Raw genomic sequence first — 20,374 nt, forward strand, 5'->3', positions numbered from 1 at the left:
CGGAGGCGGGAATTGTTCGTCAACTCGGCCTTGAATTAGGAGGGTTGATGACGCCGGGTAACGGGTCCCCCGGGCCTTCCGCCGCTCGCGGGCGGATCACGTACCGCTGGGGGCGGCGGCCCGGCGCGGGCGCCGAAGCGCGACGCGCCGGCGCGGGCCCCATCCCTCCCGCGCCGTGGGGCCCGGCTTCCGCGCACCAGACGCGGCGCCCGTCACTCGCGTCCCAGGAGCCGTCTCGCGTCCCGTGGCCCCACGCCGGCCGACGGCCTCCGAGCCGCAGCCGAATACCGTACGGGCCTCGACCGCGGCACCCTGAGCGAGCAGCGCCGGAGCGTCAACAGCGTGAACCAGCCAGGAACACGGTCGGCTTCGCACAGCCGGGCTCAGGCGGCCCAGCCGACGGAGAAGACATTGCTGTAGGCGTCGTACGGAAAGCACCCCGCTCACCCCGCAACTCTCCGCCAGCCCCACGCCCCTACGCCAAAGCGCCCCGAAGCGCCCGTGCCAGTTCCTGGAAGCTCCCGACGGGCACGACCACGCCCTTCCGACGCGCCGTCAGCACACCTCCCAGCGTCGCCCCGGCCTCCGCCTGCGTCTTCGCCTCCCCCTCCACCTTCACCTCCACATCCACCTCCGCCTCATCGGGCGCGAGGACGAACCCCTCCCGATACAGCGTCCTCAGGAGGAGCGGGCGCAGGTCCTCGGGTGCGTGTACGGCTGCGGTGCCGCGGGTGGCGAGCCGGGGACGGAAGCCGGCGGCCGCGGGGTCGAAGTCGAGGTGTCCTGCCGCGAAGGCGGCGGCGAGGGCTCCGGAGGCGATGAGGTCCTCCGGCGCCCCGGAGTGCAGCCGTGCGCCGCGATCGAGCAGCCAGGCCGTGTCCGCCGTACGGAGGGCCAGTTCCAGGTCGTGCGTGCTGGCGATGACGGTGAGGCCGCGGTCGCGGGCGAGGTCGCGCAGGAGTGCGGTGATGGCGACCCTGGACGGTACGTCCAGGAAGGCGGTGGGCTCGTCCAGCAGGATAGCGCGCGGTTCCTGGGCGAGGGCCCGGGCGATGAGGACGCGTTGGCGTTCGCCGTCGGACAGTTCGGCCGCCGGGCGGTCGGCGAGTGCGCCGGCGCCCACCGCGTCCAGGGCCCACCGCACGACCGCGTGGTCGTGCGCCGTGAGCCGGCCGGAGAAGCCGGTGTGGGGATGGCGGCCGAGCCCGGCCACTTCCCGGGACGACAGCAGGCCCGCATCCACCCTGTCGGTCAGCACGACGGCGAGGTGGCGGGCGACCTCGGCGGGTGGGCAGGCGGCGATGTCCAGGCCCGCGACGCCGACGGTTCCCGCGAGTGGTGGCAGCAGGCCGCACAGCGTGTGGAGCAGCGTGGTCTTCCCGGCGCCGTTGGGTCCGAGGAGGACCGTCAGCTCGCCAGGGCGCGCGGTCAGGTCGAGCCCGGTCAGGACGGCGTGGTACCGGGTGGTGCCGCGCCACGTACGGGAGCGGTGTCCGACGGTGAGGGCACGGACGGCGATCCCCTCCCGCGCCGCGGCGCCGTCCGACGCCGCCGGGCCCCGTACCGTCATGCCGTCACGCCTCGCAGAGCCCGTCGGCTGCGCAGCAGCAGGACGATCACGAGCGGCGCGCCGAAGAGCGACGTGACGGCGTTGAGCGGGAACGTCATCTCGGTTCCCGGTGGCTGGCTGATCAGGACGCAGGCCAGGGCCAGGCAGGAGCCCCCGACCATGGCGCCGGGGACCAGGACCCGGTGGTCGGAGGTGCCCAGGGCGAGCCTGGTCAGGTGGGGCACGGCCAGTCCGAGGAAGGCGACCGGGCCGCAGAAGGCCGTGACGGACCCGGCGAGCAGCGAGGTGCCCAGCAGCACCAGGTCGCGGCTGCGCCGTACGTTCACCCCCATGCTCCGCGCGTACCCGACCCCGAGGAGGTGGGCGTTGAGCGTCTTGGTTCCGAGCAGGGCGGCCACCAGCCCGAGCGCGGTGGCGGGGAGCATCACTTCGAGGTCCGGCCAGGTGGTGGCGGTGAAGCTGCCCAGGCTCCACAGCACGAACTGCTGGGCGCTCTCCGGCCTGGCGTACACCATCAGCATGCTGACCAGGGCAGCGGTGGCCGAGCCGAGCATGACGCCGACGAGCAGCAGGACGACCGTCGAGCGGACCCGCCGGGCAAGCAGCATGACGAGCATCAGGACGGCGGCGGCGCCGCAGGCCGCGGCGATCACCACCCCGATCCTCCCCGCTCCCTGGAGGCCCTCGGCGAACGCGCCGGCCGTGCCGCCGATGCCGAGGACCGTGAGCGCGACGCCCATGGAGGCACCGGCGCTCAGGCCGAGCGAGTACGGGTCGGCCAGGGGGTTGCGGAAGAGCGCCTGGGTCTGCACGCCCGCCGCGGAGATGCCCGCACCGGCGGCGACGGCCGTGAGCGCCCTGGGCAGCCGTACCTCCTGGATGATCACCGCCCAGCGGGGGTCGGCCGCGTGCTGGCCGGAAAGGACACGCAGCACCTCGCCGACGGGGACGTGGTACGGACCGAGTACCAGCACGAGCACGAACTGCACCGCTGTCGCGGCTGCCAGACCGGCCAGCACGAGGGCGCGCCGGGGAAACCTCACCCGCGGGACACCTTGCGGTAGAAGGTGAACCGGTGCTGCCCCGGCGACCGGTCGGGGTGGAGGATGGCCGTCAGATCGGCCAGGACCAGGTCGGGGTGGAGGACGCCGCGCTGGTAGAAGTCGTTGCCGCCGCCGGGGCCGAGGGCCTTGGTGTTGGTCCACACCTCGCCGTCGGTGACGGCGGCCAGCCGGCCGAAGCCGGAGTGGGCCGCTTTCGCGTCGGCGGTCGTCCGCCAGGTCTGGTCGGTGAGCCAGATGCGGGCGTCGCCGCCCTTGGCGTAGACGGTCTCGAAGCTCAGCTGGAGGCTGCCGGTGCCGGTCCGCCCCGCCCAGGGGTAGGTGCCGCCGGCGTCGCGGATCAGCCGGCCGACGTACGAGCCGCCCGCCGCCATGAACCAGGTGCCTTCGTACATGCTGCCGGACAGCACCTTCACGGGAGCCCCGTACCCGGCCGCCGCCCGGGCGGCGCGGGTGTAGCCGGTGACCACACCGTCGAACACCTGGTTGGCCCGGCGCTCCGAGCCGGTCAGCGCGGCCATGGCCTTGATCCATTCGGCCCGGCCGAGCGGCGTGGACTCAAGCCATTCGGCGTCGGAGACGACGGGGATGCCGGCCCTGCGGAGCTTGGGGTACTGCGGATCGTCGTACCCGGCCGAGACGAGCACGTCGGGACGGGCCCCGATGACCTTTTCGGTGGCGATGCCGCCGCCCCGCGCGTACTGGCCGACGCGCCCCGCGTCGATCCTCCGGCGGATGTCCGGCGAGACCACGTAGGCACCGTCGGCCACGCCGGTGAGGACGCCGGCGGCTCCCGTCTCGGTCAGCAGCGGCAGTTGCGTGGTGGATGCCGAGTACAGGCTCCGGACCGGCACGGTGATCTGCTGTGCCTTCGCCAGCTCGCCGGTCAGGCGCGGTTTCGGCGCGCCGCACCTGACGAGGACGTAGGACTCGGGGGCCGCTTTGGGATAGGGCTGCCGGACCGTGAGGACCTGGTAACTCTTCTCGTACCGCAGGGTGAAGTTGGTCGCGTGCGTCACCTTCGACTTGACCGGGAAGTAGTCCTGGTCCGGCGAGAAGTCACGGATGCAGCCGGCACGTCGGTCCCCGGCCTCCCGTTCGGCGGGACCCCCGCACGAAGTGAGCGCGAGGAGCGTCGCCAGGAGCGCACCGGCGGCCGCCGGTGCGCTCCGGCGCGGTCTCACGCCCGGAATCCGAGCGCGGCCACGAACCCGTGGTCGAGCGGCCGGTGGAGCAGGCGGGTGACGACGAAGTCGTCGTACAGGCCCGCGGGGACCGTGGTGTCGACGGTGATCCGTACGCTCAGCCTGTACTGGGCGGAGTTGCCCACGAGCTTCACCGGGCACTCCCACCGGTCTCCTTCGCCCGACAGGCGGACGTCGGCCACGGTGCTGCGGGACCAGTGGGCGGGGTCGGCCGGCTCCGGTGTGAAGAGGAAGACCTCAAGGCGGTGGCCGGGGTAGCCCTGGTAGGTGCGCAGGTCCTCGGTCTTCAGTACCAGCGTGGTCTGTTCCTGCGCGTCGATGGTGTTGATGCGTGTCACGGTGAGCGGCAGTTCCGTGGTGAGTCCGCTGTACGCGGCGTCACCGTAGGTTCCCGGTTCGTCCCCCAGGTGGACCCGGCCCTGCCACACCAACTCGGCGTTCGTCGACTGCATGTGTATCTCCCCCTGTTTTTCTGGACCGACGGCCGGAGCCGGGGCCCACGGTCAGCACGGTGCCCCTGAATGCTCCACGACCTCATGGGTCACGGTTTTCCCCATGATTCAGGTTCAAGTCCCTTTCTCACAGGCGCTTTTCGGCCGCCGGAGGCCGTGATCCGGCGGCCGCGGACAGACGGCGGTCCAGCACGCCGACTGCGGCCGCGAATGCCGGATCGGGACTGTGCCGGGCTGCCACGTGCAGGGCACGCCGGGCCTCGGGGTTTCCCGCCCTGGCCGCGGTCAGGGCCGTCCTGTCGCGCTGCGCGTCGGGGCCGTGATCGTAGGGGACGCGCCGCAGGGGCTGTTCCAACCAGTAGCCGGCGAGGGGGTCGGCGCGGCCTCCCGGCCAGTCGCGGTACACGTCGTCCCAGGTGTACGGCTCACCTCGCAGCTCGATGCAGTCCTCGCAGACTGGATCGGACAGTGGCTGGTATCGGCAGTCGAGGGACATCCGGAGCCCGCTGCCGGTGTTGGGCATACCGCGGTGCACGGTGGCCGCGTCGAGGACCAGGATGTCTCCGGGGCGGAGCGACCCATGGTGGACCGGTCCCGGTGCGGTTTCGGTTTCCCAGCCGACGATGGCGTCGTTGCTCAATCGCATCGGCAGTTCGCCGTGGCGGTGGGACCCCGGGCGCACTTCGGGTGAGAGCGAACCGGGGATCAGGGGCGTCCACACGGTCAGGGTTCGCGGCGAGCCCTGCACTCCCGGCAGGTCCTGGTGCCAGCCGCTCTCCGGCGGTGCGCCAGGTCCCTTCGGGTGTACGAGACGCAGTACTTTCCGGGGGTGCACCAGGACGGTCTCGCCGAGGAGAGCGGCCATGAGGTCCAGCAGGGCCGGGTGGTGCATCAGCGCATGCACGGACCGCAGCCTCCAGGCCCGGTGGTGCACCGCGTGGAAGCGGGGATCGGGCGGCCAGACCGCCGTGCCGGGCACGGTGTCCGCCGGCCCGCGGCCGTCCTGCGCCGGACGTACCCAGCCCGCGTCCCGGGCGACGGCCAGGACGTCCCGCGCGACGTCGTCGACCGCCGTCCGCAGCAGGCCGGGCAGACACAGGTAGCCGTCCTGGGCCAGCAGCCGCTTCAGTGCGGCGGGGTCGTCGAGCAGCCGGCCGGAATCGGTGTACGGCTGCCTGCCGGTCACCGGGACGGTTTCCGGACGAGTAGGCGGCGGTAGGTCATGCGGCGTCGCCGGTAGAGGTCGATGGTGATGTTGACGGCCGTGACGAACTCGTCGATCATCAGCTGCCCGTACGCCGGTCTGCCGGGGGCATCGAGCGGGTTTCCCGGCCAGTCGGAGATCACGCGTGGCGCGAAGTGGTCCCGCATCTGACGCTCGAAGTGGTCGGCCATGGGGCCGCGCCCGACGTGGCCGAAGTCGAGCACCGCCTCGACCGGCGGGAACCCGGCGGACATCAGGTCGTCCTCGACCGTGGTGGTGCGGGCGAAGTACGGGAACTGGAAGTGCCGTGTCAGGGCCTCGACGTCCTCGTCCGTGGCGAGCGAGGTCAGCATCCAGTCGTCGACGACGAACCGGCCACCGGGCGCCAGGCTGCGGAACACCCTCTCGTACAGGGCGCGTTGGTCCTCGACCTGGTAGAGCATGTTGATGCTGAGCGCCGCGTCGAAGAGGCCGGCGGGCAGCGCCTGCTGGCAGTCGCCGACCGTTACGGTGACGCTGCCGCGTGCGGGACGGTGCGCGACGTTGAGCCGGCGGCTGGTCTCGGCGTGGACGGGTGAATTGGTGACGGAGGTGACGTGGACGCCGTACCAGCGCGCGAGCAGCCGGGCCGGCCCGCCGAGGCCGCCTCCGATGTCCAGTACGCGTTCTCCCTCGGCGAGTTCGGCCAGCTTGGCGATGTCGAGGGTGTGCAGTGCCGCGCCACGCCGCCATTCCCGCCCGTTCGACCAGATGGCCGGGTCGAACACCATCGGCGGATGCAGCAGGTCACCCGTGAGGTAGATGTGAAGTCCGCCTCCGGGCAGGCCGAGCTGGGCGCCGACCACGTCGCCGCCGTAATGTCCCACGGTCTCCTGGCCGCTGTGCGTCATGCGGCTCCTCCGGCCGCCTGGGTCCAGCGGGGCAGCCGCCGGTAGGGCACGGGTGGATGGTCCGGGCCGTCGTAGGTCGGCAGCAGCGCGCTCGCCGGATCGCCGTGCAGCGGGTGGCCGGGGTCGTTCCACCAACCGGCCTCCGGCAGGCAGAACTGCCGTACGTAGTGGGCCCTGAACTCCTCGGGCAGCTCCCGGAAGTCAGGGGTGAAGAGCAGGTCCACGGCGGTGCGCAGGGTGTCGCGGTCGTTCGGGTGGGTGGCGTGCAGCACCCGCACGTCGCCGATGACCAGGTCACCGGCGTCCGCGTCGATCGTCGTCTCGTCCGGTATCGGCAGATGGGAGACGCTGTCCTGCGGCTGGTCCTCGATGTGCTGGGTGTGCGGTTCGGGAAGCGCGTCGTGCAGGGGGTGCCGGTTGCGGTGGCTTCCCGCGATCACCCGCAGAGCACCGTTCTCGCGACGGGTCTTTTGCAGATACAGCATGCAGAACACCTGGGCCGGCCGGTGCGCGAAACTCAGGTCGTGGTCCCAGGCCCACCAGTCCTGGTGCCACCACAGGCCCGGCGAGCGGGGCGGCTTGGTGATGACGTATCCGCTGATCCAGCGCGGGTCGGTGAATCCGAGCCGGCGGAACGCGTCCGCCAGGGCGGGCGAGGTGAGCACGTCGGGGTGCGGGTCGTCCTCGATGTGGATGGGGATCAGGCTGCCGTGGTGGGCGTAACGCCGGAAGTGCGATTCCTTTTCCGAGCGCAGCTTCCGGTCGGCCAGGTCGCGCAACCGCGTCACGAGGTCGTCGGGCAACGCCCCTTTGATCAAGCAGAACCCGTCGGTTTCCATCTGCTCGCGTAAGTCAGGGATCTCTTGGTGCGGCATGGGCGGCCGTTCCCCTTTCCCCCGTTGTGGTAAAGCTGATGCGGAAATTAGCAGTGGGATGGCCTCCGTCTGGAGGTCATTTTTGGCCGCTCACGGAGCAAGAGGCAGCATGGACATCGAGTTACGGGAGCTGCTCGGCAGCACGACGGTGGTGTGGCGGCCGGGACCCGGTTGGCGGATGCTCGCTTCGGGGGTGCTCGGCGGCGGCCTCGGTCCCCGTACGTGGGTGCTCAACGCGCAGGTCCCCCTCGCCTACGACCGCACCGACCCCGACATCCACCTCGCGGAACTGTGCTCCGCGCACGGCCTGTCCGGCGACGGGGTCGGCATGCTCACGGCCACCGCGGTGCGGCACTACACACAGGCCCGGGAGCAGGGCGTCGAGGTCACGGCGACCGTCGGGCTGAGCGTGCCGACCTGGGCCGCCGACGGCGCCGCGCTCCCCGTGGCCGGACGCCCGGGGACCGTCAACATCATCACGGCCCTGCCCGTGCCGCTGGACGACGCGGCCCTGGTCAACGCTGTGATCACCGCGACCGAGGCCAAGACGCAGGCGCTGTGGAACGCCGGGCTCGCGTGCACCGGAACGGCCTCCGACGCCCTCTGCGTCGCGGTGCCCGAGAGCGGTGGCCCCGTCGTACCGTTCTGCGGCCCGCGTTCCGTATGGGGTGCCCGGCTGGCCCGTGCCGTGCACGCCGCCGTGCACCGCGGCGCCGTCAACTGGCTGGAACGGCACCCCGATCACGAGGTGGCCCGGTCAGCCCAGGCCCTGGCCTGACCGGTTCGGCGTCATGCGCGCCACCAGAGCCACGGCACCGACGGCCGCCCCCACCAGCACACACAGTCCGGTGAACGGCCCGACCTCGTGCCACTGCCCCAATACCAGGCCCCGCAGCACCTCGATGGCGTAGGTGAGCGGATTCGACCTGGCCACCGCGGCCAGCCAGCCGGGCATCACCGTCAGCGGCACGAACGCGCTGCTGGTGAAGACCAGGGGGAGGGTCACGAATCCGCTCACCGCGAAGAAGACGGTGTGGCTCGACGACCGGTACGCCAGGGCGATGAACGCCGCGGACAGCGTGCCGACGAGCAACACCACGGTCAGCAGCAGGAGGACGCCGGTCACCGCGCCCGACACAGGCCGGGTGCCCAACGCCGCGGCCACCGCCATGATCATGACCGACTGCGCCACGCCCAGCGCCATCTGGAACAGAATCCGGCTGCTGACCACGGAACTGCGCGCCATCGGCATACTCAGCAAACGCCCCAGATAGCCGGTCTCCTTGTCCCACAGCAACGGGACCGCGGCGCTCACCCCCGCCCCGATGGCGGTGAAGGCGAGCACCCCGGGCAGCATGAAGGCCAGATAGTCGGCGTCCCCCACCGTGTCCGGCCGCACCGCACGGCTGAGCGCACTGCCCAGAAGGACCAGCCATACGGCGGGCTGGAGGAGCGTGAACAGCAGCCCCAGCTTCTCGCGCCACATTTCGAGGGTCCACCGGCGCAGGAGCGCCCGGGTCTCCTGCCACCGGCCGCGCAGAGGGTGCGGCGCGATGAGCGGAGTGTGCAGGACAACGGGCTTGTCGCTGCCGTCGCCGCGCGCCTCTCCCCCATTGTTGTCGGCCAGTGCGCGTCCGGTGTGGAGCAGAAACACGTCATCCAACGTCGGCTGCTCGTAACCGACTCGGGTGAGCCGCACGCCGTGCTCCCGTGCCGCGTCGACCACCCCGGTCAGCGCCGCCCCCGCATCCTCGACGTGTAAGCGCAGACCACCGTCGCGGGATGTCACCCGGCGTACCCACGCCCGGCCCTCCAGCACCTCGCGCAGCCGCTCCCCCTCGTCGGTCGCGACCTCCAGTGCGTCCGTCCCCACCGCCCGCTTCAATCCGGCCGGGGTGCCACGCACCAGCTCCCGGCCGGCGTCGATGATGGCCAGCCGGTCGCACAACCGGTCGGCTTCGTCGAGGTAATTCGTGGTCAGGAGTACGGATGAGCCCTGCTCCCGCAGTCCCCTGATGTGGTTCCAGACCCGGTGGCGCGACTGGACGTCGAGGCCGAGCGTCGGCTCGTCGAGAATCAGCACCCGCGGCGCCTGCAACAATCCGCAGGCCAGGTCCAGCCGCTTGAGCATGCCGCCCGAGTACTCGGACACCCTGCGGCCCGCGTCCTGCGTGAGCCCCACCACCTCCAGCACCTCGTCCACCCGGCTCCGGCGCTCCCCGCGGGGTACGTGAAACAGGTCGGCCTCGATCTCCACGCTCTCCCGGGCCGTGAGCAGGTTCCGGATTCCCTTTTCCTGGGACACGTACCCGATCTGCCGCCGGACCCGCGCCGCCTCACGCTCCACGTCGTACCCGCATATCCACGCCCGTCCTCCACTGGGCACGAGCAACGTCGTCAGCATGCGGATCGTCGTCGTCTTGCCCGCCCCGTTGGGCCCCAGCAGCCCGTAGATCTCCCCGGCCGCCACCGTGAGATCCAGCCCGTCCACGACCGGGCGCCCCCCGAAGTGCCTGCTCAAGTCCTGCGTCCTGATCGCATCACTCATGGCGTCAGCATCTCACCTCCGTCTGACACCAGGGCTGGTGAACTGCGTGGCCCGTGGGCCGCCTTGGGGCCGGCGCGCGGCGGAACGTCCGCCCTGGGCAGAGGCGAAGCACGGTGGTCACCACCCGGCGGCGATCTCGGTCCGTCTTGCGGAGGCCCCCTACGATCGATGCTCATGGCCCTGTCGTGGTCCTGGTACTCCGGAGGGGAGCGATGCGGAGGTATGGATGGAAACGGCCTGTTCCCTGACAGCGGAAGCGATCGTGTGAAGGCCGGCGGCCCGGGGTGGCGGCCGGAGGTGCTCGTCCTGGACATCGACGGCACACTCGTCGAACCCGGCCGGGAGATGACTGACCGGGTTCGAGCAGCGTTGAGGCACGCGTCCGCGGCCGGCTGCCATGTGGTGCTCGCCACGGGCAGGGCGTCTTTCGAAGTCACGGAACTCTTCCGCAGCACCGGACTTCGCCAGGGACTGGCCGTGTGCAGCAACGGAGCGGTGGTGGCACACATGCCTTCCGGCGAAATCCTCGCGCAGGAAACGTTCGACGCCCAGCCGGTCCTGGACGCGGTACTGAAACACGTTCCGGCCGCCCGGGTCGCTGTGGAGATCGCGGGCACCGGTTATCTGGTCACCCATAAGTTCCCTGCGGAGAAGCTGCTCGGACCGCAGATCGTGGCGCCGCTGGACGGCCTCTGCACGGAGCCGGTCATCCGTGCCGTCATCCGGGACCCGAGCCAGACGAGCGAGGATTTCCGGACGCTGACGCAGAAACTCCGCATCCGTGGAGCGAGCTACGCGGTGGGGTTCGAGGCATGGCTCGACCTCGGCCCGCTGGGGGTCAGCAAGGCGTCGGGGCTGGAGAAGGTGACCTCCATGCTGGACACCGATCACCGAAGGGCGCTCGCCATCGGTGATGGCGACAACGACGCCGAGATGCTCGCCTGGGCAGGACACGGCGTGGCCATGGGACACGCCCCCGCGAAACTCAAACAGATCGCCGATGCCACGACCCTGACCGTCGGCGAGGACGGGGTGGCGGCGGAGATCGAGAAATGGTTCTGTGCCTGAATCGGTCCGCGTCACCGGCGCGCCGACAGAGAGTACGTACCGCACATAGCGGAGTCAATCCTCCTTTCCCGGTTGGCCTATTCCTCCCGGGTGTCGGCCGACGTCCGGGAATCAGGTTGTGGTCGGTTCCAAAACCTCCGGATTTCCGGACTCGACCATGGTCAGGGCCTTGCCCACCAGGGGATATACGGCGCCCGTACGGACAGCGCGGGGTGCGACCCCAGGTGTGCCGGATCGCCGCACGGGGAACATCCACCGCACTGCTCCCGGCAGCGAGCAGCGGACTCGGGCATCGCGGCATCCTGCATTTATGCAGTTTCGTGCGCCATGAGACAGCGCTATCGAGAGTCCCTGCCCGGTCTCCGGAGCGAGGTGTCCACTTCGTCCCTCCTGGAGCCTCTCAGCCACCAAGAATCAGCCGACCTGCCACTCGGCCTTGTCCGCCACGTCGAGTGGGCCTTCCATGGTGAGACCGGGTTGGAATTGCCAGATGACTCTGCCACGGGCAGTCGGGCAACTCCCCGTCGAGATCGTCGAGCCACAAAGCCAGCTGTCGCCTCCTTCGCCGTCCACACCAGCATGGAGAGGTCGTGTGCGATGCCCGATGAAATCGTGCAGGTAGGAACGAAACTGGTGCATCAAGATGAGCATGTCCGTGTCTGGACGCTCGATCTGGCACCAGGGGAGCAAACGGAGATCCACCAGCACCCGTGCGATTACGTCTACGTCGTCGTCGCCGCCGGGCAGACGGAGACCGTCGACATCGACTCCACGGTCCATCCCGGCAACGACCAGGTGGGAGACGCCGTCTACCACCGAGCGGGTCCGGCGCATCTGCTGAAGAACGTCGGGACGACGCATTACTCCAATATCATCGTTGAGCTTGTGTCGACCGGAAGCTGATCCCGGTGTCCGCGCACGACGCCTATGAATCGCTCATCCGCGCCGGAGTGGAATTCATCAGCGGCGTGCCCGATTCGCTGCTCGCCCCCCTGCACACACTGGCCGCCCAGCGTTCGGAAATCGACTACCAACCGGTGTGCGACGAGGCCACCGCCGTGGGCATGGCTGCGGGTGCCCGGCTCGCCGGAGCCCGCAGCCTCGTCCTCATGGAGAACTCCGGGCTGCGCCGCGCCTGCGAGACCTGCGTTCGCCTGACCATGAGTCACCGGCTGCATTCCGTATGGCTGTTGTCCCGTCGGGGTGTGTTGGGAGAGAGCAACTGGTGGGGACTCCCGCACGAGGAAACCATGCACACCCACTTGGCCATGCTTCCGGTGGTATCCCATGAGCTCCATTCCCTGGAACACTTCGGTACGGTGCTCCACCAGGCCTACGCGACAGCGGACACCGGCCAGCGATCCGTGGCCCTGATCGCCAACCCGTCCTTCCTGCAGGAGTTGCGGGGTACCGCCGCATGAAGACGTCCGAATTCCTGCGGGAGTTTCTCCTCCGCCTGGCACCCGACTGCGTACTCGTCTCGGCCCTGGGGCGTACCGGTGAGGAACTCTTCCGGCTCGCCCCCGAACGCACGCTGTTCACGGACACGATGGGGGACGTCTCCGCCCTTGCGACCGGTATGGCCATCGCCATGAAGCCGAGGCCCGTCGCCGCGGTGGAGACCGACGGCAGTTTCCTCATGAATCTTTCCGTCCTGACCGCCCTGGGAAGCCGCCTCCCCGCCCTGGACAATCACACGTTGGCGATCATCGACAACGAGATCTACGAATCCGCCGGAGGCATGCCGAGCCGGACCTGCCCACTGGACTGGGGGCAGCTCTTCGCCGCGGTGGGCCTCACCGCCGTCACGGTCCGCAGCCCCTCGGACATCCCCGATCCCCTGCCACGCACCGGCACCGTCCTCGTCGCCCGGGTCGTGAACGACACGCGCCCGCCCGACGCGGCCAAAACCCTCGATGGCGTCGAGTCGTCCTACATCATCGAGCGGCTCATCGCCGCGCAGCGTGGCAGGGCGCCACGTCGGCCCGCACTCAAATCATGAGGGGCAAGCATGAGACGGATTCTGAGCGTCGACAGCAGCAGCCTGTACGAACATCCGACCGCCGGCCCCGCCCGCATCCTGATCTGTTCGACGCCCTCTTCACGGCAGCTCCTCACGGACCCCGCAATCCGCGGAACCGCCTACCGACGGCTGTCACGTGCTGCGGTCGCCCAGGCTCTCCACGCCCTGGCCGCAGTGGACGGCGCGCATCTCTCCGCCGTCCCCGCCGACCGGTTCGCAGCACTCAACGTCTTGCGCGGAGGGCTCAGTTTCGCGGTGGAAGACGCACTGGGAAATGTCCTCAACGCCGACCCGGTGGTGAGTTTCGTCGGGACCGAGCGGCCCCCCGGCCGGCCGGTCGAGGTGACGTACGACCGATGGGAACTCGCAGACGCCGAAGTCCTGATGGTCGGCGACATCATCGGCACCGGAAGCACCCTGGTCCGCACCCTCACCGAGGCAGTGGAACGCGCTGCCGAGCGAGGCAATCCCCTGCGCTCCATCGTGGTTTTCACCATCGGCTCACGCCTGGGCGTGCAACGCCTGCAAACCGCGCTGTCGCGTACCACGGCGCGACACCGGCCCGATGTGACTGTCGTTGCGCTGGAATCGCTGTATGAGCTGCCCGACAACGACGCACCGCCGCCCTTCCCGCACTTTCCCTTCGACCTTCTACGGTCCCCCGCCACCGCGGCCCCTGAGTACGAACAACGCCGGCTGCGAACCCTCGGCAGCCTCTTCGAGCGCTGCGCCGTCTACGACGGAGGAGTACGGGCCTTCACTCCGCGCGACCACACGGCACACCGGTCCGCCTGGTGGGCCGACGTCATCGACCGCAAAATCCCCCTGACCGAAGTCGCCGCCCACACCGCGGGCCTTCAGACCTACCGGCAGCCACTTGAGCAATGGAAGAACACGACGGCCTGGGCCGCGCAGATCGACCCTGACGAAGCCGCGGCCGTACACCACGCGGGACAGGAGGCCATTGCCTACTCCGAAAGCCTGAGCACCGACGAGTACGTCGGTGAACATCTGACAGCGAAAGGACCCACAGTTCCAGCGCATGATTGACAAAATCGCATGGATCGAGATTGTTGACGGACGCATCCTGTCGACCCGTTCCAAGGGCAGGTCCCGTTACTACCTGCCCGGGGGAAAACGGGAAGCGGGTGAGAGCGACCTCGACACGCTGGTGCGAGAAATCGAGGAGGAGCTCTCCGTCCACCTCCACCCGCACACCGCCGGCTACGTAGGGGAGTTCCACGCCCAGGCGGATGCGCGCCCGGAGGGCGTGCTGGTGAGGATGCGTTGTTACGCATGCGACTACGCCGGAAACCTCACCCCGGCCTCGGAGATCGCAGAAATGATCTGGCTGACCTACGCAGACCGCCACCGCATCTCCGCCGTCGACCAGATCATCTTCGATCATCTGCACCGAGCAGGACGTCTTCGCTGACCATACGCGGACCGCGCCCAGGCGCACGCATCGCATCCGGAGGAAGAGATGACCATCGCCGAGTGGATCGAACAGAACGTGACCACGGACAAGCGGGCTCTGGACTGGTACCGCTCCCCCGAGTGCGAGCCGCGCATCGTCCGGGCCTACCGTGAACTGCTCAGTGGCTACGACGTGGACACCTCCAAGATCCTCAAAACAACCTGCACGGTCGAAGGCGAGCACACCGGCGCGGTGCGTATCCGGGACATCAACTACTACTCGATCTGCGCCCACCACTTCCTGCCGTTCTTCGGTACGGTGGACATCGTCTACCTTCCCGGCGACCGAATCCTGGGGCTCGGCAAGTTCCCGCGTCTGGTGCAGGCGTTCAGCCGCCGGTTCCAGATCCAGGAACATCTGGTGAAAGAAATCGCCACGGAGATCGTTACGAGCGGTGGCGCCCGAGCGGCCCAGGCAACGGCCTCCGGACGCCATATGTGCATGTGCAGCCGCGGGCCGTCGGATCAGACCGTCATCACGGACACCTCCTACACGGCGGGAGATGCCCGGCTTCTCCAGTCCAGCGAGATCCACGCCCTGCGCCGGCTCTGATTCGTTCCGGTTACCGGCATCGCCGAACGGCGCGACACGGCCTCGGCGCGCCCGTACCCCCTCGACCGGGAGGTCGTCCGAATGCCAGGCCAGACCGATACCTTCTTCGAAGCGGCAGTCACGGCCCTCACCACCTCACGCACCGAACACATCGCCCTCACCGGCAACGCGGACCTGCTGTTACGCGAGCGATACTTCGCGACTGACGACGAGGGCCGGGTCACAGAGACTCCCGAGGCGTTCTTCCGACGCGTGGCCAAGGCGCTCGCCGAGGCCGAGAAGCCCGCGAACGCCCGCCGGTGGGAGTCGGTCTTCTACGAGGTGATGGCGCGCCTCTTCTTCCATCCCGGCAGCCGGACGCTCGCCAATGCCGGCTCGGCGCGCCCGCAGCTGGCGAACTGCTTCGTCTTCCCCCTCGCGGACTCCCAGGACGCGATCCTGCGGACCTTCTCCGATTCCTGCGTGGTCAAAGGGTTCGGCGGAGGGTGCGGCTTCAACTACTCCCGTATCCGGCCCAAAGGGGACGTGGTACGAGGAGTGAACGGGCTGGCCGCCGGCCCCGTCGCCCTGCTCAAGATGTTCGACGACGCCACGACGCTCTTCCGCCAGCGAGGCCGCTACGAGAGCGGCAACATGGCCGTGCTGAACATCGACCATCCGGATGTGCCGGAATTCATCGAGGCCAAGAGGATCGACGGCTCGCTGAACATGACCAACATCTCGCTGGGTATCTCCGATGACTTCATGCAAGCGGTCGCGGCGGACGCCGACTGGGCCCTCGTCAATCCCCGCAACGGCGAGATCGAGCGGAAACTTCCGGCCGCGGCGCTCTTCGCCACCGCATGTGAACTCGCCTGCGAAACGGGGGACCCCGGCCTCATCTTCCTGGACCGGATGAACGTCGACAACCCGTTGCGCGGCGCGCTGGGCGACATCACCGCCACCAACCCGTGCGGCGAGATCGGCCTCTACCCCTACGAGGCGTGCAACTTGGGCTACCTGAATCTGCCGTCCCTGCTGCTGCCTGCCCGAGAGCGCAGGGCTCCGCACCTCTTCGACGAGGAGCGTCTCGGCCACGTGGTCGCGGTCGGCGTCCGGATGATCGACAACGCCATCTCGGCCTCCTGGTTCCCCGTGGAGGAGATCCGGGAGGCCGTGGCGGCGAACCGGCGTGTGGGCCTGGGCGTCACCGGCTGGGCGGACTGTCTGGCCGCATCGGGTATTCCGTACGACTCGCAGGAGGCACTCGATTGCGCCGACACGCTGGCCCGCGCCATCCGCGAAGCGGCCCGAACGGCGTCGTGCGCTCTGGGCCAGGAGCGCGGCCCCTTTCCCAACATCGTCCATACCCCGTGGAAGGACAGTGATCAGCAGCCCCGCAACGTGGCCGTCCTCGCGCTGCCACCCAGCGGGAACAACGCCGTCATCTTCGACACCGCGTTCAGTATCGAGCCGTTCTTCGGGATGACCTACTCGCAGCAGGTGTTCGGCGACCGGAAGATCCATTCGGTCAACCGGACCCTGTTGGGCATGCTCGAACAGCGCGGCCTCCCCACGGAAGGCCTCCTCGACCGGATCAGCCGGAACGACGGCAGTCTGGCCGGCCTGCCCGACATCCCCGATGACCTGCAGAACGTCTTCAAGACCGCCCACGAGATCTCGCCCGAGTGGCACGTGCGGATGCAGGCGGCCTTCCAGCGGCATGTGGACAACGCGGTCACCAAGACCGTCAACCTCCCCGCCGATGCCTCGCCCCGGGATGTGGCCTCCCTGTACCAACAGGCGTGGAAGCTGGGGTGCAAAGGAATCACCGTCTACCGCGACACTTCCCGGAGCGCACAGGCCATCGAATGGACCAGCGCTACCGGTCAGCGGAAATCCGCACCTCAGGAAACCGCCTGCGTCGGTACGGACAGCGCATGTGAAGTGTGCGAATGACCCAGGCCAAGGGCAGGAGGCAGCCATGAGTCAGCAGTTGTGGGAACGCGAGTATGTCAACCGTGCGATCTCGTCCTCGACCAACACACGGCCTTCGCACGGCACGGCGTTCTTCCGCCGGTGCCTGCCTCGTATCGCCGAAGTCCAGGGACCGCCGCGCCTGCTCGACCTGGGATGCGGCGGCGGCCGGAATGCCCCCGTACTCAAAGAAACGGGACTGTCCTACACCGGAATGGATTTTGCGCACCGCCCGCTGGCCAAAGCCGCCGCGTGCGAAGAAGGCGGAAGTCTGCGTCTGGTTCAGGGCTCCATGACCGGCAGGCTCCCGTTCAGGTCCGGCGCTTTCCGTGTTGCCACCGCTTTCACGAGCGTGGAGAACGTCGTGGAGAACGCCCAGCTTCGCGGACTGGGTGAAGAAGTCCGCCGGGTCCTGTGCCCCGGGGGACTCCTCTACGTGTATTTCATGACCCCCGATGACGGCTACTACAAGCCGCTGATCCATCGGGGGCCGGATGCCCGCTCGCTCACCTACGATCCGGTGACCGAACTCAAGCAGCGGGTCTACCACCTGGATGAGCTGTCCGAACTGTTCAGCCCGTCGTTCACACTGCTGGACTCCCACGACTTCCTCTTCGAGGACACCCGCTCCAACGGCACCTACCTGCGTCACCTGGCAGCGGGACTGTGGCAATCCGCCTGAAGCTCCGGCGCCGAAGGAAGGCAAGGAAGGAGTGGCCAGGTGAGCAATGACATCGTCACCGGAAGCGACCCGCTGCCCGAACGGGACGGCATGGCCCGATGGACGTGAGAGCCCCGGCGCAGCCACTCGACGTGAACGCCGTACCGCGTCAGGCGCACACCGGGGCCCGCACGCGCGTCCTCGTCGTCGGGCACGTGACCACGGACGTCATCGTCATCCCGCACCACGCCATCACCGAGGGAGACGACAACGAAGCCAGGATTCGTATCGTCCCGGGTGGGCAGGCGGCGAACACCGCCGCGTGGCTGGCCTGGCAGGGCCGGCCCGTCACCCTGGTCACCAGCGTCGGAGACGACGCCGACGGACGCGCCAGAATCGCCGAACTGACCGGCGCCGGCGTCGATTGCGCCGCGCGCCGCTGCCGCGACGCCGCCACCGGCAGCGTCGTGGTCATCTCGCATGCGAACGAGCGGACCATGCTGTCCCAGCGCGGCGCCAATGTGCGTCTGTCGGGCCGCGACATCGAGGAAGCGCTTGCCGCCCGGCCGGACACGGCTCACCTGCACCTGTCGGCCTATGTGCTGCTGGACGAGCCTTCCCGCCCGGCCGCCCTGCGCGCGCTCGCTGCCGCCCGCGAGCACCGTCTCGGTACCAGCGTCGACGCCGCGTCCGCCGAGCTGCTGCATCAGGTCGGTACGGCGCGCTGCCGCGAGTGGATGCACGGCGTCGACCTCCTGATCGCCAACGCAGGGGAAGCGCGGATGCTCGCGGGCCGCTCCGGCGACGGGGCCGCCGCCCGCGAACTGACCGCCACCGCCCGGAACGTCGTGGTGAAACGTGGCGTCGAGGGTGCCCTGTGGGCCGGCCGCGGTGCATCGGTCATCGAGGTTCCCGCGCGCCCTGTCGAGGCCATCGATTCCACCGGGGCCGGCGACGCTTTCGCCGCCGGCCTGCTCGCAGGCCTGAGCGCGGGCGCCGGTCCCCGCGCGGCGCTCGAACAAGCGGTGACGCTCGGAGCCACGGCCGTATCCGTCGTCGGCGCACGCCCGCACCTGCCGCGGGCGCCGTTTCCAGCACCACAGTGAGCACATGGTTCGCAGCGAGCAACTTCCCATTGAGGAGCAATATGTCCCCCCGCTCTGCCAACACGCCCGCCGGAACCGGTCGCCTCAAGTACGGAATCTCGGTACCTCCGCATGGTGATTACGGAGATCCCAAACTGCTGGCACAACTGGCGCGTGAAGCCGAGGACGCCCATTGGGACGGATTCTTCCTGTGGGATCATCTGCTGTTCATGCGCGGCTTCGACGGCCCTGTCGTCGATCCGTGGATCAGCCTCGCCGCCGTCGCCACCGCCACGCGGAGAATCACGTTCGGCACCATGGTCACTCCCCTGGCCCGGCGGCGCCCCTGGAAGGTGGCCAAGGAAGCGGCGACCCTGGACCGACTGTCCGACGGCCGTTTCATTCTCGGAGTGGGTCTGGGCTACCCGCGCGACTCCGAGTTCGAGGACTTCGGTGAGGACGGTGATGAACGCGTCCGGGCGGACAAACTCGACGAGGCACTGGACATCATCGTCGGCCTCTGGTCCGGAGAACCGTTCAGTTACAAGGGCCGGCACTTCCAGGTCGCAGAATGCACCTTCCTGCCACGCCCGGTGCAACGCCCCAGGATTCCCATCTGGGTTGGCGGCTACTGGCCCAACCGCCGCCCCTTCCGCCGCGCCGCCCGTTGGGACGGCGTACTGCCAGGGCGCCTCTCCCTCGAACGCCGCAAAAAGTGGGAGCCCACGATGATTCCCACGCAGACCTACGCAGACATCGTCTCCTACGTCGAAGAACACCGCACGGCTGATTCACCCTACGATTTCGCGATCGGCGGCTACACCGACGGCGACGGTGGCGACGCCGACCAAGCGCGTGTGTCCGCCTACGCGGATACCGGGCTGACCTGGTGGTTCGAGAACCTGCACGGCTTCCGGGGAAGCCTCGAACAGACCCGGGAGCGCATCCGGCTGGGGCCGCCACGCATCAACCGATGAACCTCGGCACACGTCGCATCCCTTGACCCCTGCCACGATGAGGAACACATGCTGGACGCCGACCTCGTTTCCGTCCTTGCCTGCCCCTATGACGGCGCCGCGCTGACCTACGCGACGCATACCCGACTGCTCACCTGTCAGCAATGCAGAGGAGAGTTCGAGGTCCGGCAGCGCATCCCCGTCCTCGTCCCGGAATTGGCACGCCAGTCAGCCGGGAATTCCCATCCCCGTACAACCAGCTCAAGGGCGACCCCCGACCTGCCGGAGGCCGGCGGATGACGGCCTCCGCGAACGCCACCGGGCAATGCGCCGAGAGCGAGCCGGTCTGGTCGGAGCTACGACGCGCCGCCCAGACCGCCATGACCCACGCCTACGCCCCCTATTCCCACTTCCCCGTCGGTGCGGCCGCCCGGGTGGACGATGGGCGGATCATCACGGGCTGCAATGTGGAGAACGCCTCCTACGGTCTGGGGCTCTGCGCGGAATGCGGGCTGGTGTCCAGTCTCAGACTGACCGGCGGCGGGGCCCTGACCCACTTCACCTGCGTCGACGCCAACGGGGAAACGCTGGTTCCGTGCGGACGCTGCCGTCAGCTGTTGTACGAGTTCGGCGGCCCGGCTCTACTCGTGCGAACGCCGGAGGGTGTGCGCACGATGAGCCAGTTGTTACCCGAGGCATTCGGACCGGACCATTTGCAGGTGAGGAGCTGAGTCCTGCGCCTGCGGCTGCACGGCACCGCGGATCAGGTGCACTCCGTGCCGAACGCCCTG

The 20,374-nt window shown here is 69.1% G+C and carries 22 protein-coding genes; 14 read left to right on the forward strand and 8 right to left on the reverse strand.

What is annotated here, in order from left to right:
- Positions 1–475: 475 nt before the first annotated feature.
- From ACFV57_RS26050 to ACFV57_RS26080, 7 genes are all read right to left on the reverse strand, one after another.
- Positions 476–1,570 carry an ABC transporter ATP-binding protein gene (locus ACFV57_RS26050; protein ID WP_385237011.1) on the reverse strand — a complete coding sequence of 365 codons (1,095 nt, stop codon included), beginning with the start codon at positions 1,568–1,570 and terminating at the stop codon, positions 476–478.
- Positions 1,567–2,613, reverse strand: coding sequence for a FecCD family ABC transporter permease (locus tag ACFV57_RS26055; protein ID WP_385237014.1), 1,047 nt, complete (start codon positions 2,611–2,613; stop codon positions 1,567–1,569). The genes ACFV57_RS26050 and ACFV57_RS26055 overlap by 4 nt, the downstream gene beginning before the upstream one ends.
- A complete protein-coding gene (locus ACFV57_RS26060) occupies positions 2,610–3,815 on the reverse strand; it encodes an ABC transporter substrate-binding protein (RefSeq protein ID WP_385237017.1) in 1,206 nt (401 codons plus the stop codon). The genes ACFV57_RS26055 and ACFV57_RS26060 overlap by 4 nt, the downstream gene beginning before the upstream one ends.
- Entirely contained in the window at positions 3,812–4,288 is a 477-nt protein-coding gene (locus tag ACFV57_RS26065; RefSeq protein ID WP_385237020.1) for a hypothetical protein, read from the reverse strand. Before ACFV57_RS26065 ends, ACFV57_RS26060 begins: the two co-directional genes overlap by 4 nt.
- Before the next feature lie 127 nt (positions 4,289–4,415).
- A complete protein-coding gene (locus ACFV57_RS26070; protein ID WP_385237023.1) occupies positions 4,416–5,474 on the reverse strand; it encodes a phytanoyl-CoA dioxygenase family protein in 1,059 nt (352 codons plus the stop codon).
- Positions 5,471–6,382: an SAM-dependent methyltransferase gene (locus tag ACFV57_RS26075; protein WP_385237026.1), complete on the reverse strand. Its 912-nt coding sequence runs from the start codon at positions 6,380–6,382 to the stop codon at positions 5,471–5,473. Before ACFV57_RS26075 ends, ACFV57_RS26070 begins: the two co-directional genes overlap by 4 nt.
- Entirely contained in the window at positions 6,379–7,257 is an 879-nt protein-coding gene (locus ACFV57_RS26080; RefSeq protein ID WP_385237029.1) for a phytanoyl-CoA dioxygenase family protein, read from the reverse strand. Before ACFV57_RS26080 ends, ACFV57_RS26075 begins: the two co-directional genes overlap by 4 nt.
- A 109-nt stretch (positions 7,258–7,366) precedes the next feature.
- On the opposite strand from ACFV57_RS26080, the gene ACFV57_RS26085 reads away from it, so the two are divergent.
- Positions 7,367–8,035 (forward strand): adenosylcobinamide amidohydrolase, encoded by a 669-nt coding sequence (locus tag ACFV57_RS26085; protein ID WP_385237032.1) that lies wholly within the window; start codon positions 7,367–7,369, stop codon positions 8,033–8,035.
- On the opposite strand, the gene ACFV57_RS26090 is transcribed toward ACFV57_RS26085, so the two are convergent.
- Positions 8,015–9,805, reverse strand: a complete 1,791-nt coding sequence (locus ACFV57_RS26090) for an ATP-binding cassette domain-containing protein (protein WP_385237035.1) — start codon at positions 9,803–9,805, stop codon at positions 8,015–8,017. The two genes, ACFV57_RS26085 and ACFV57_RS26090, sit on opposite strands and share 21 nt — an antisense overlap.
- A gap of 222 nt (positions 9,806–10,027) precedes the next feature.
- On the opposite strand from ACFV57_RS26090, the gene ACFV57_RS26095 reads away from it, so the two are divergent.
- From ACFV57_RS26095 to ACFV57_RS26155, 13 genes are all read left to right on the forward strand, one after another.
- Positions 10,028–10,873 (forward strand): HAD family hydrolase, encoded by an 846-nt coding sequence (locus tag ACFV57_RS26095; protein WP_385237038.1) that lies wholly within the window; start codon positions 10,028–10,030, stop codon positions 10,871–10,873.
- A 597-nt stretch (positions 10,874–11,470) separates the two neighbouring features.
- Positions 11,471–11,776, forward strand: a complete 306-nt coding sequence (locus tag ACFV57_RS26100; RefSeq protein ID WP_385237041.1) for a hypothetical protein — start codon at positions 11,471–11,473, stop codon at positions 11,774–11,776.
- A 5-nt stretch (positions 11,777–11,781) separates the two neighbouring features.
- A complete protein-coding gene (locus ACFV57_RS26105) occupies positions 11,782–12,294 on the forward strand; it encodes a hypothetical protein (RefSeq protein WP_385237044.1) in 513 nt (170 codons plus the stop codon).
- The gene (locus ACFV57_RS26110; protein WP_385237047.1) at positions 12,291–12,875 is read left to right on the forward strand and encodes a thiamine pyrophosphate-dependent enzyme; all 585 of its coding nucleotides are present in this window, start codon (positions 12,291–12,293) and stop codon (positions 12,873–12,875) included. The genes ACFV57_RS26105 and ACFV57_RS26110 overlap by 4 nt, the downstream gene beginning before the upstream one ends.
- Before the next feature lie 9 nt (positions 12,876–12,884).
- Positions 12,885–13,946: a hypothetical protein gene (locus ACFV57_RS26115; RefSeq protein ID WP_385237050.1), complete on the forward strand. Its 1,062-nt coding sequence runs from the start codon at positions 12,885–12,887 to the stop codon at positions 13,944–13,946.
- The gene (locus ACFV57_RS26120) at positions 13,939–14,331 is read left to right on the forward strand and encodes an NUDIX domain-containing protein (RefSeq protein ID WP_385237053.1); all 393 of its coding nucleotides are present in this window, start codon (positions 13,939–13,941) and stop codon (positions 14,329–14,331) included. The genes ACFV57_RS26115 and ACFV57_RS26120 overlap by 8 nt, the downstream gene beginning before the upstream one ends.
- A 48-nt stretch (positions 14,332–14,379) precedes the next feature.
- The gene (gene folE, locus ACFV57_RS26125; RefSeq protein ID WP_385237056.1) at positions 14,380–14,925 is read left to right on the forward strand and encodes a GTP cyclohydrolase I; all 546 of its coding nucleotides are present in this window, start codon (positions 14,380–14,382) and stop codon (positions 14,923–14,925) included.
- Positions 14,926–15,006: 81 nt separating this feature from the next.
- Complete coding sequence (locus ACFV57_RS26130; RefSeq protein ID WP_385237058.1) at positions 15,007–16,863, forward strand: adenosylcobalamin-dependent ribonucleoside-diphosphate reductase; 1,857 nt, start codon at positions 15,007–15,009, stop codon at positions 16,861–16,863.
- Between the two features lie 25 nt (positions 16,864–16,888).
- A complete protein-coding gene (locus tag ACFV57_RS26135) occupies positions 16,889–17,563 on the forward strand; it encodes a class I SAM-dependent methyltransferase (RefSeq protein ID WP_385237061.1) in 675 nt (224 codons plus the stop codon).
- Between the two features lie 98 nt (positions 17,564–17,661).
- Complete coding sequence (locus ACFV57_RS26140; RefSeq protein WP_385237064.1) at positions 17,662–18,648, forward strand: carbohydrate kinase family protein; 987 nt, start codon at positions 17,662–17,664, stop codon at positions 18,646–18,648.
- Between the two features lie 41 nt (positions 18,649–18,689).
- Positions 18,690–19,604 carry an LLM class flavin-dependent oxidoreductase gene (locus tag ACFV57_RS26145; protein ID WP_385237067.1) on the forward strand — a complete coding sequence of 305 codons (915 nt, stop codon included), beginning with the start codon at positions 18,690–18,692 and terminating at the stop codon, positions 19,602–19,604.
- Between the two features lie 48 nt (positions 19,605–19,652).
- Positions 19,653–19,883, forward strand: a complete 231-nt coding sequence (locus ACFV57_RS26150; protein ID WP_385237070.1) for a Trm112 family protein — start codon at positions 19,653–19,655, stop codon at positions 19,881–19,883.
- Positions 19,880–20,314, forward strand: coding sequence for a cytidine deaminase (locus tag ACFV57_RS26155; protein ID WP_385237073.1), 435 nt, complete (start codon positions 19,880–19,882; stop codon positions 20,312–20,314). Before ACFV57_RS26150 ends, ACFV57_RS26155 begins: the two co-directional genes overlap by 4 nt.
- Positions 20,315–20,374: the final 60 nt, after the last annotated feature.

Origin of the sequence: Streptomyces sp. NPDC059788, assembly GCF_042732265.1 — a bacterium.
Taxonomy (GTDB): Bacteria; Actinomycetota; Actinomycetes; order Streptomycetales; family Streptomycetaceae; genus Streptomyces.

Coding starts and splice junctions, on each gene's coding strand:
- ACFV57_RS26050 (WP_385237011.1), bottom strand. CDS start 1,570: ATGACGGTACGGGGCCCGGCGGCGTCGGACGGCGCCGCGGCGCGGGAG.
- ACFV57_RS26065 (WP_385237020.1), bottom strand. CDS start 4,288: ATGCAGTCGACGAACGCCGAGTTGGTGTGGCAGGGCCGGGTCCACCTG.
- ACFV57_RS26075 (WP_385237026.1), bottom strand. CDS start 6,382: ATGACGCACAGCGGCCAGGAGACCGTGGGACATTACGGCGGCGACGTG.
- ACFV57_RS26080 (WP_385237029.1), bottom strand. CDS start 7,257: ATGCCGCACCAAGAGATCCCTGACTTACGCGAGCAGATGGAAACCGAC.
- ACFV57_RS26085 (WP_385237032.1), top strand. CDS start 7,367: ATGGACATCGAGTTACGGGAGCTGCTCGGCAGCACGACGGTGGTGTGG.
- ACFV57_RS26090 (WP_385237035.1), bottom strand. CDS start 9,805: ATGAGTGATGCGATCAGGACGCAGGACTTGAGCAGGCACTTCGGGGGG.
- ACFV57_RS26095 (WP_385237038.1), top strand. CDS start 10,028: ATGGATGGAAACGGCCTGTTCCCTGACAGCGGAAGCGATCGTGTGAAG.
- ACFV57_RS26100 (WP_385237041.1), top strand. CDS start 11,471: ATGCCCGATGAAATCGTGCAGGTAGGAACGAAACTGGTGCATCAAGAT.
- ACFV57_RS26110 (WP_385237047.1), top strand. CDS start 12,291: ATGAAGACGTCCGAATTCCTGCGGGAGTTTCTCCTCCGCCTGGCACCC.
- ACFV57_RS26115 (WP_385237050.1), top strand. CDS start 12,885: ATGAGACGGATTCTGAGCGTCGACAGCAGCAGCCTGTACGAACATCCG.
- ACFV57_RS26120 (WP_385237053.1), top strand. CDS start 13,939: ATGATTGACAAAATCGCATGGATCGAGATTGTTGACGGACGCATCCTG.
- folE (WP_385237056.1), top strand. CDS start 14,380: ATGACCATCGCCGAGTGGATCGAACAGAACGTGACCACGGACAAGCGG.
- ACFV57_RS26130 (WP_385237058.1), top strand. CDS start 15,007: ATGCCAGGCCAGACCGATACCTTCTTCGAAGCGGCAGTCACGGCCCTC.
- ACFV57_RS26135 (WP_385237061.1), top strand. CDS start 16,889: ATGAGTCAGCAGTTGTGGGAACGCGAGTATGTCAACCGTGCGATCTCG.
- ACFV57_RS26140 (WP_385237064.1), top strand. CDS start 17,662: ATGGACGTGAGAGCCCCGGCGCAGCCACTCGACGTGAACGCCGTACCG.
- ACFV57_RS26145 (WP_385237067.1), top strand. CDS start 18,690: ATGTCCCCCCGCTCTGCCAACACGCCCGCCGGAACCGGTCGCCTCAAG.
- ACFV57_RS26150 (WP_385237070.1), top strand. CDS start 19,653: ATGCTGGACGCCGACCTCGTTTCCGTCCTTGCCTGCCCCTATGACGGC.
- ACFV57_RS26155 (WP_385237073.1), top strand. CDS start 19,880: ATGACGGCCTCCGCGAACGCCACCGGGCAATGCGCCGAGAGCGAGCCG.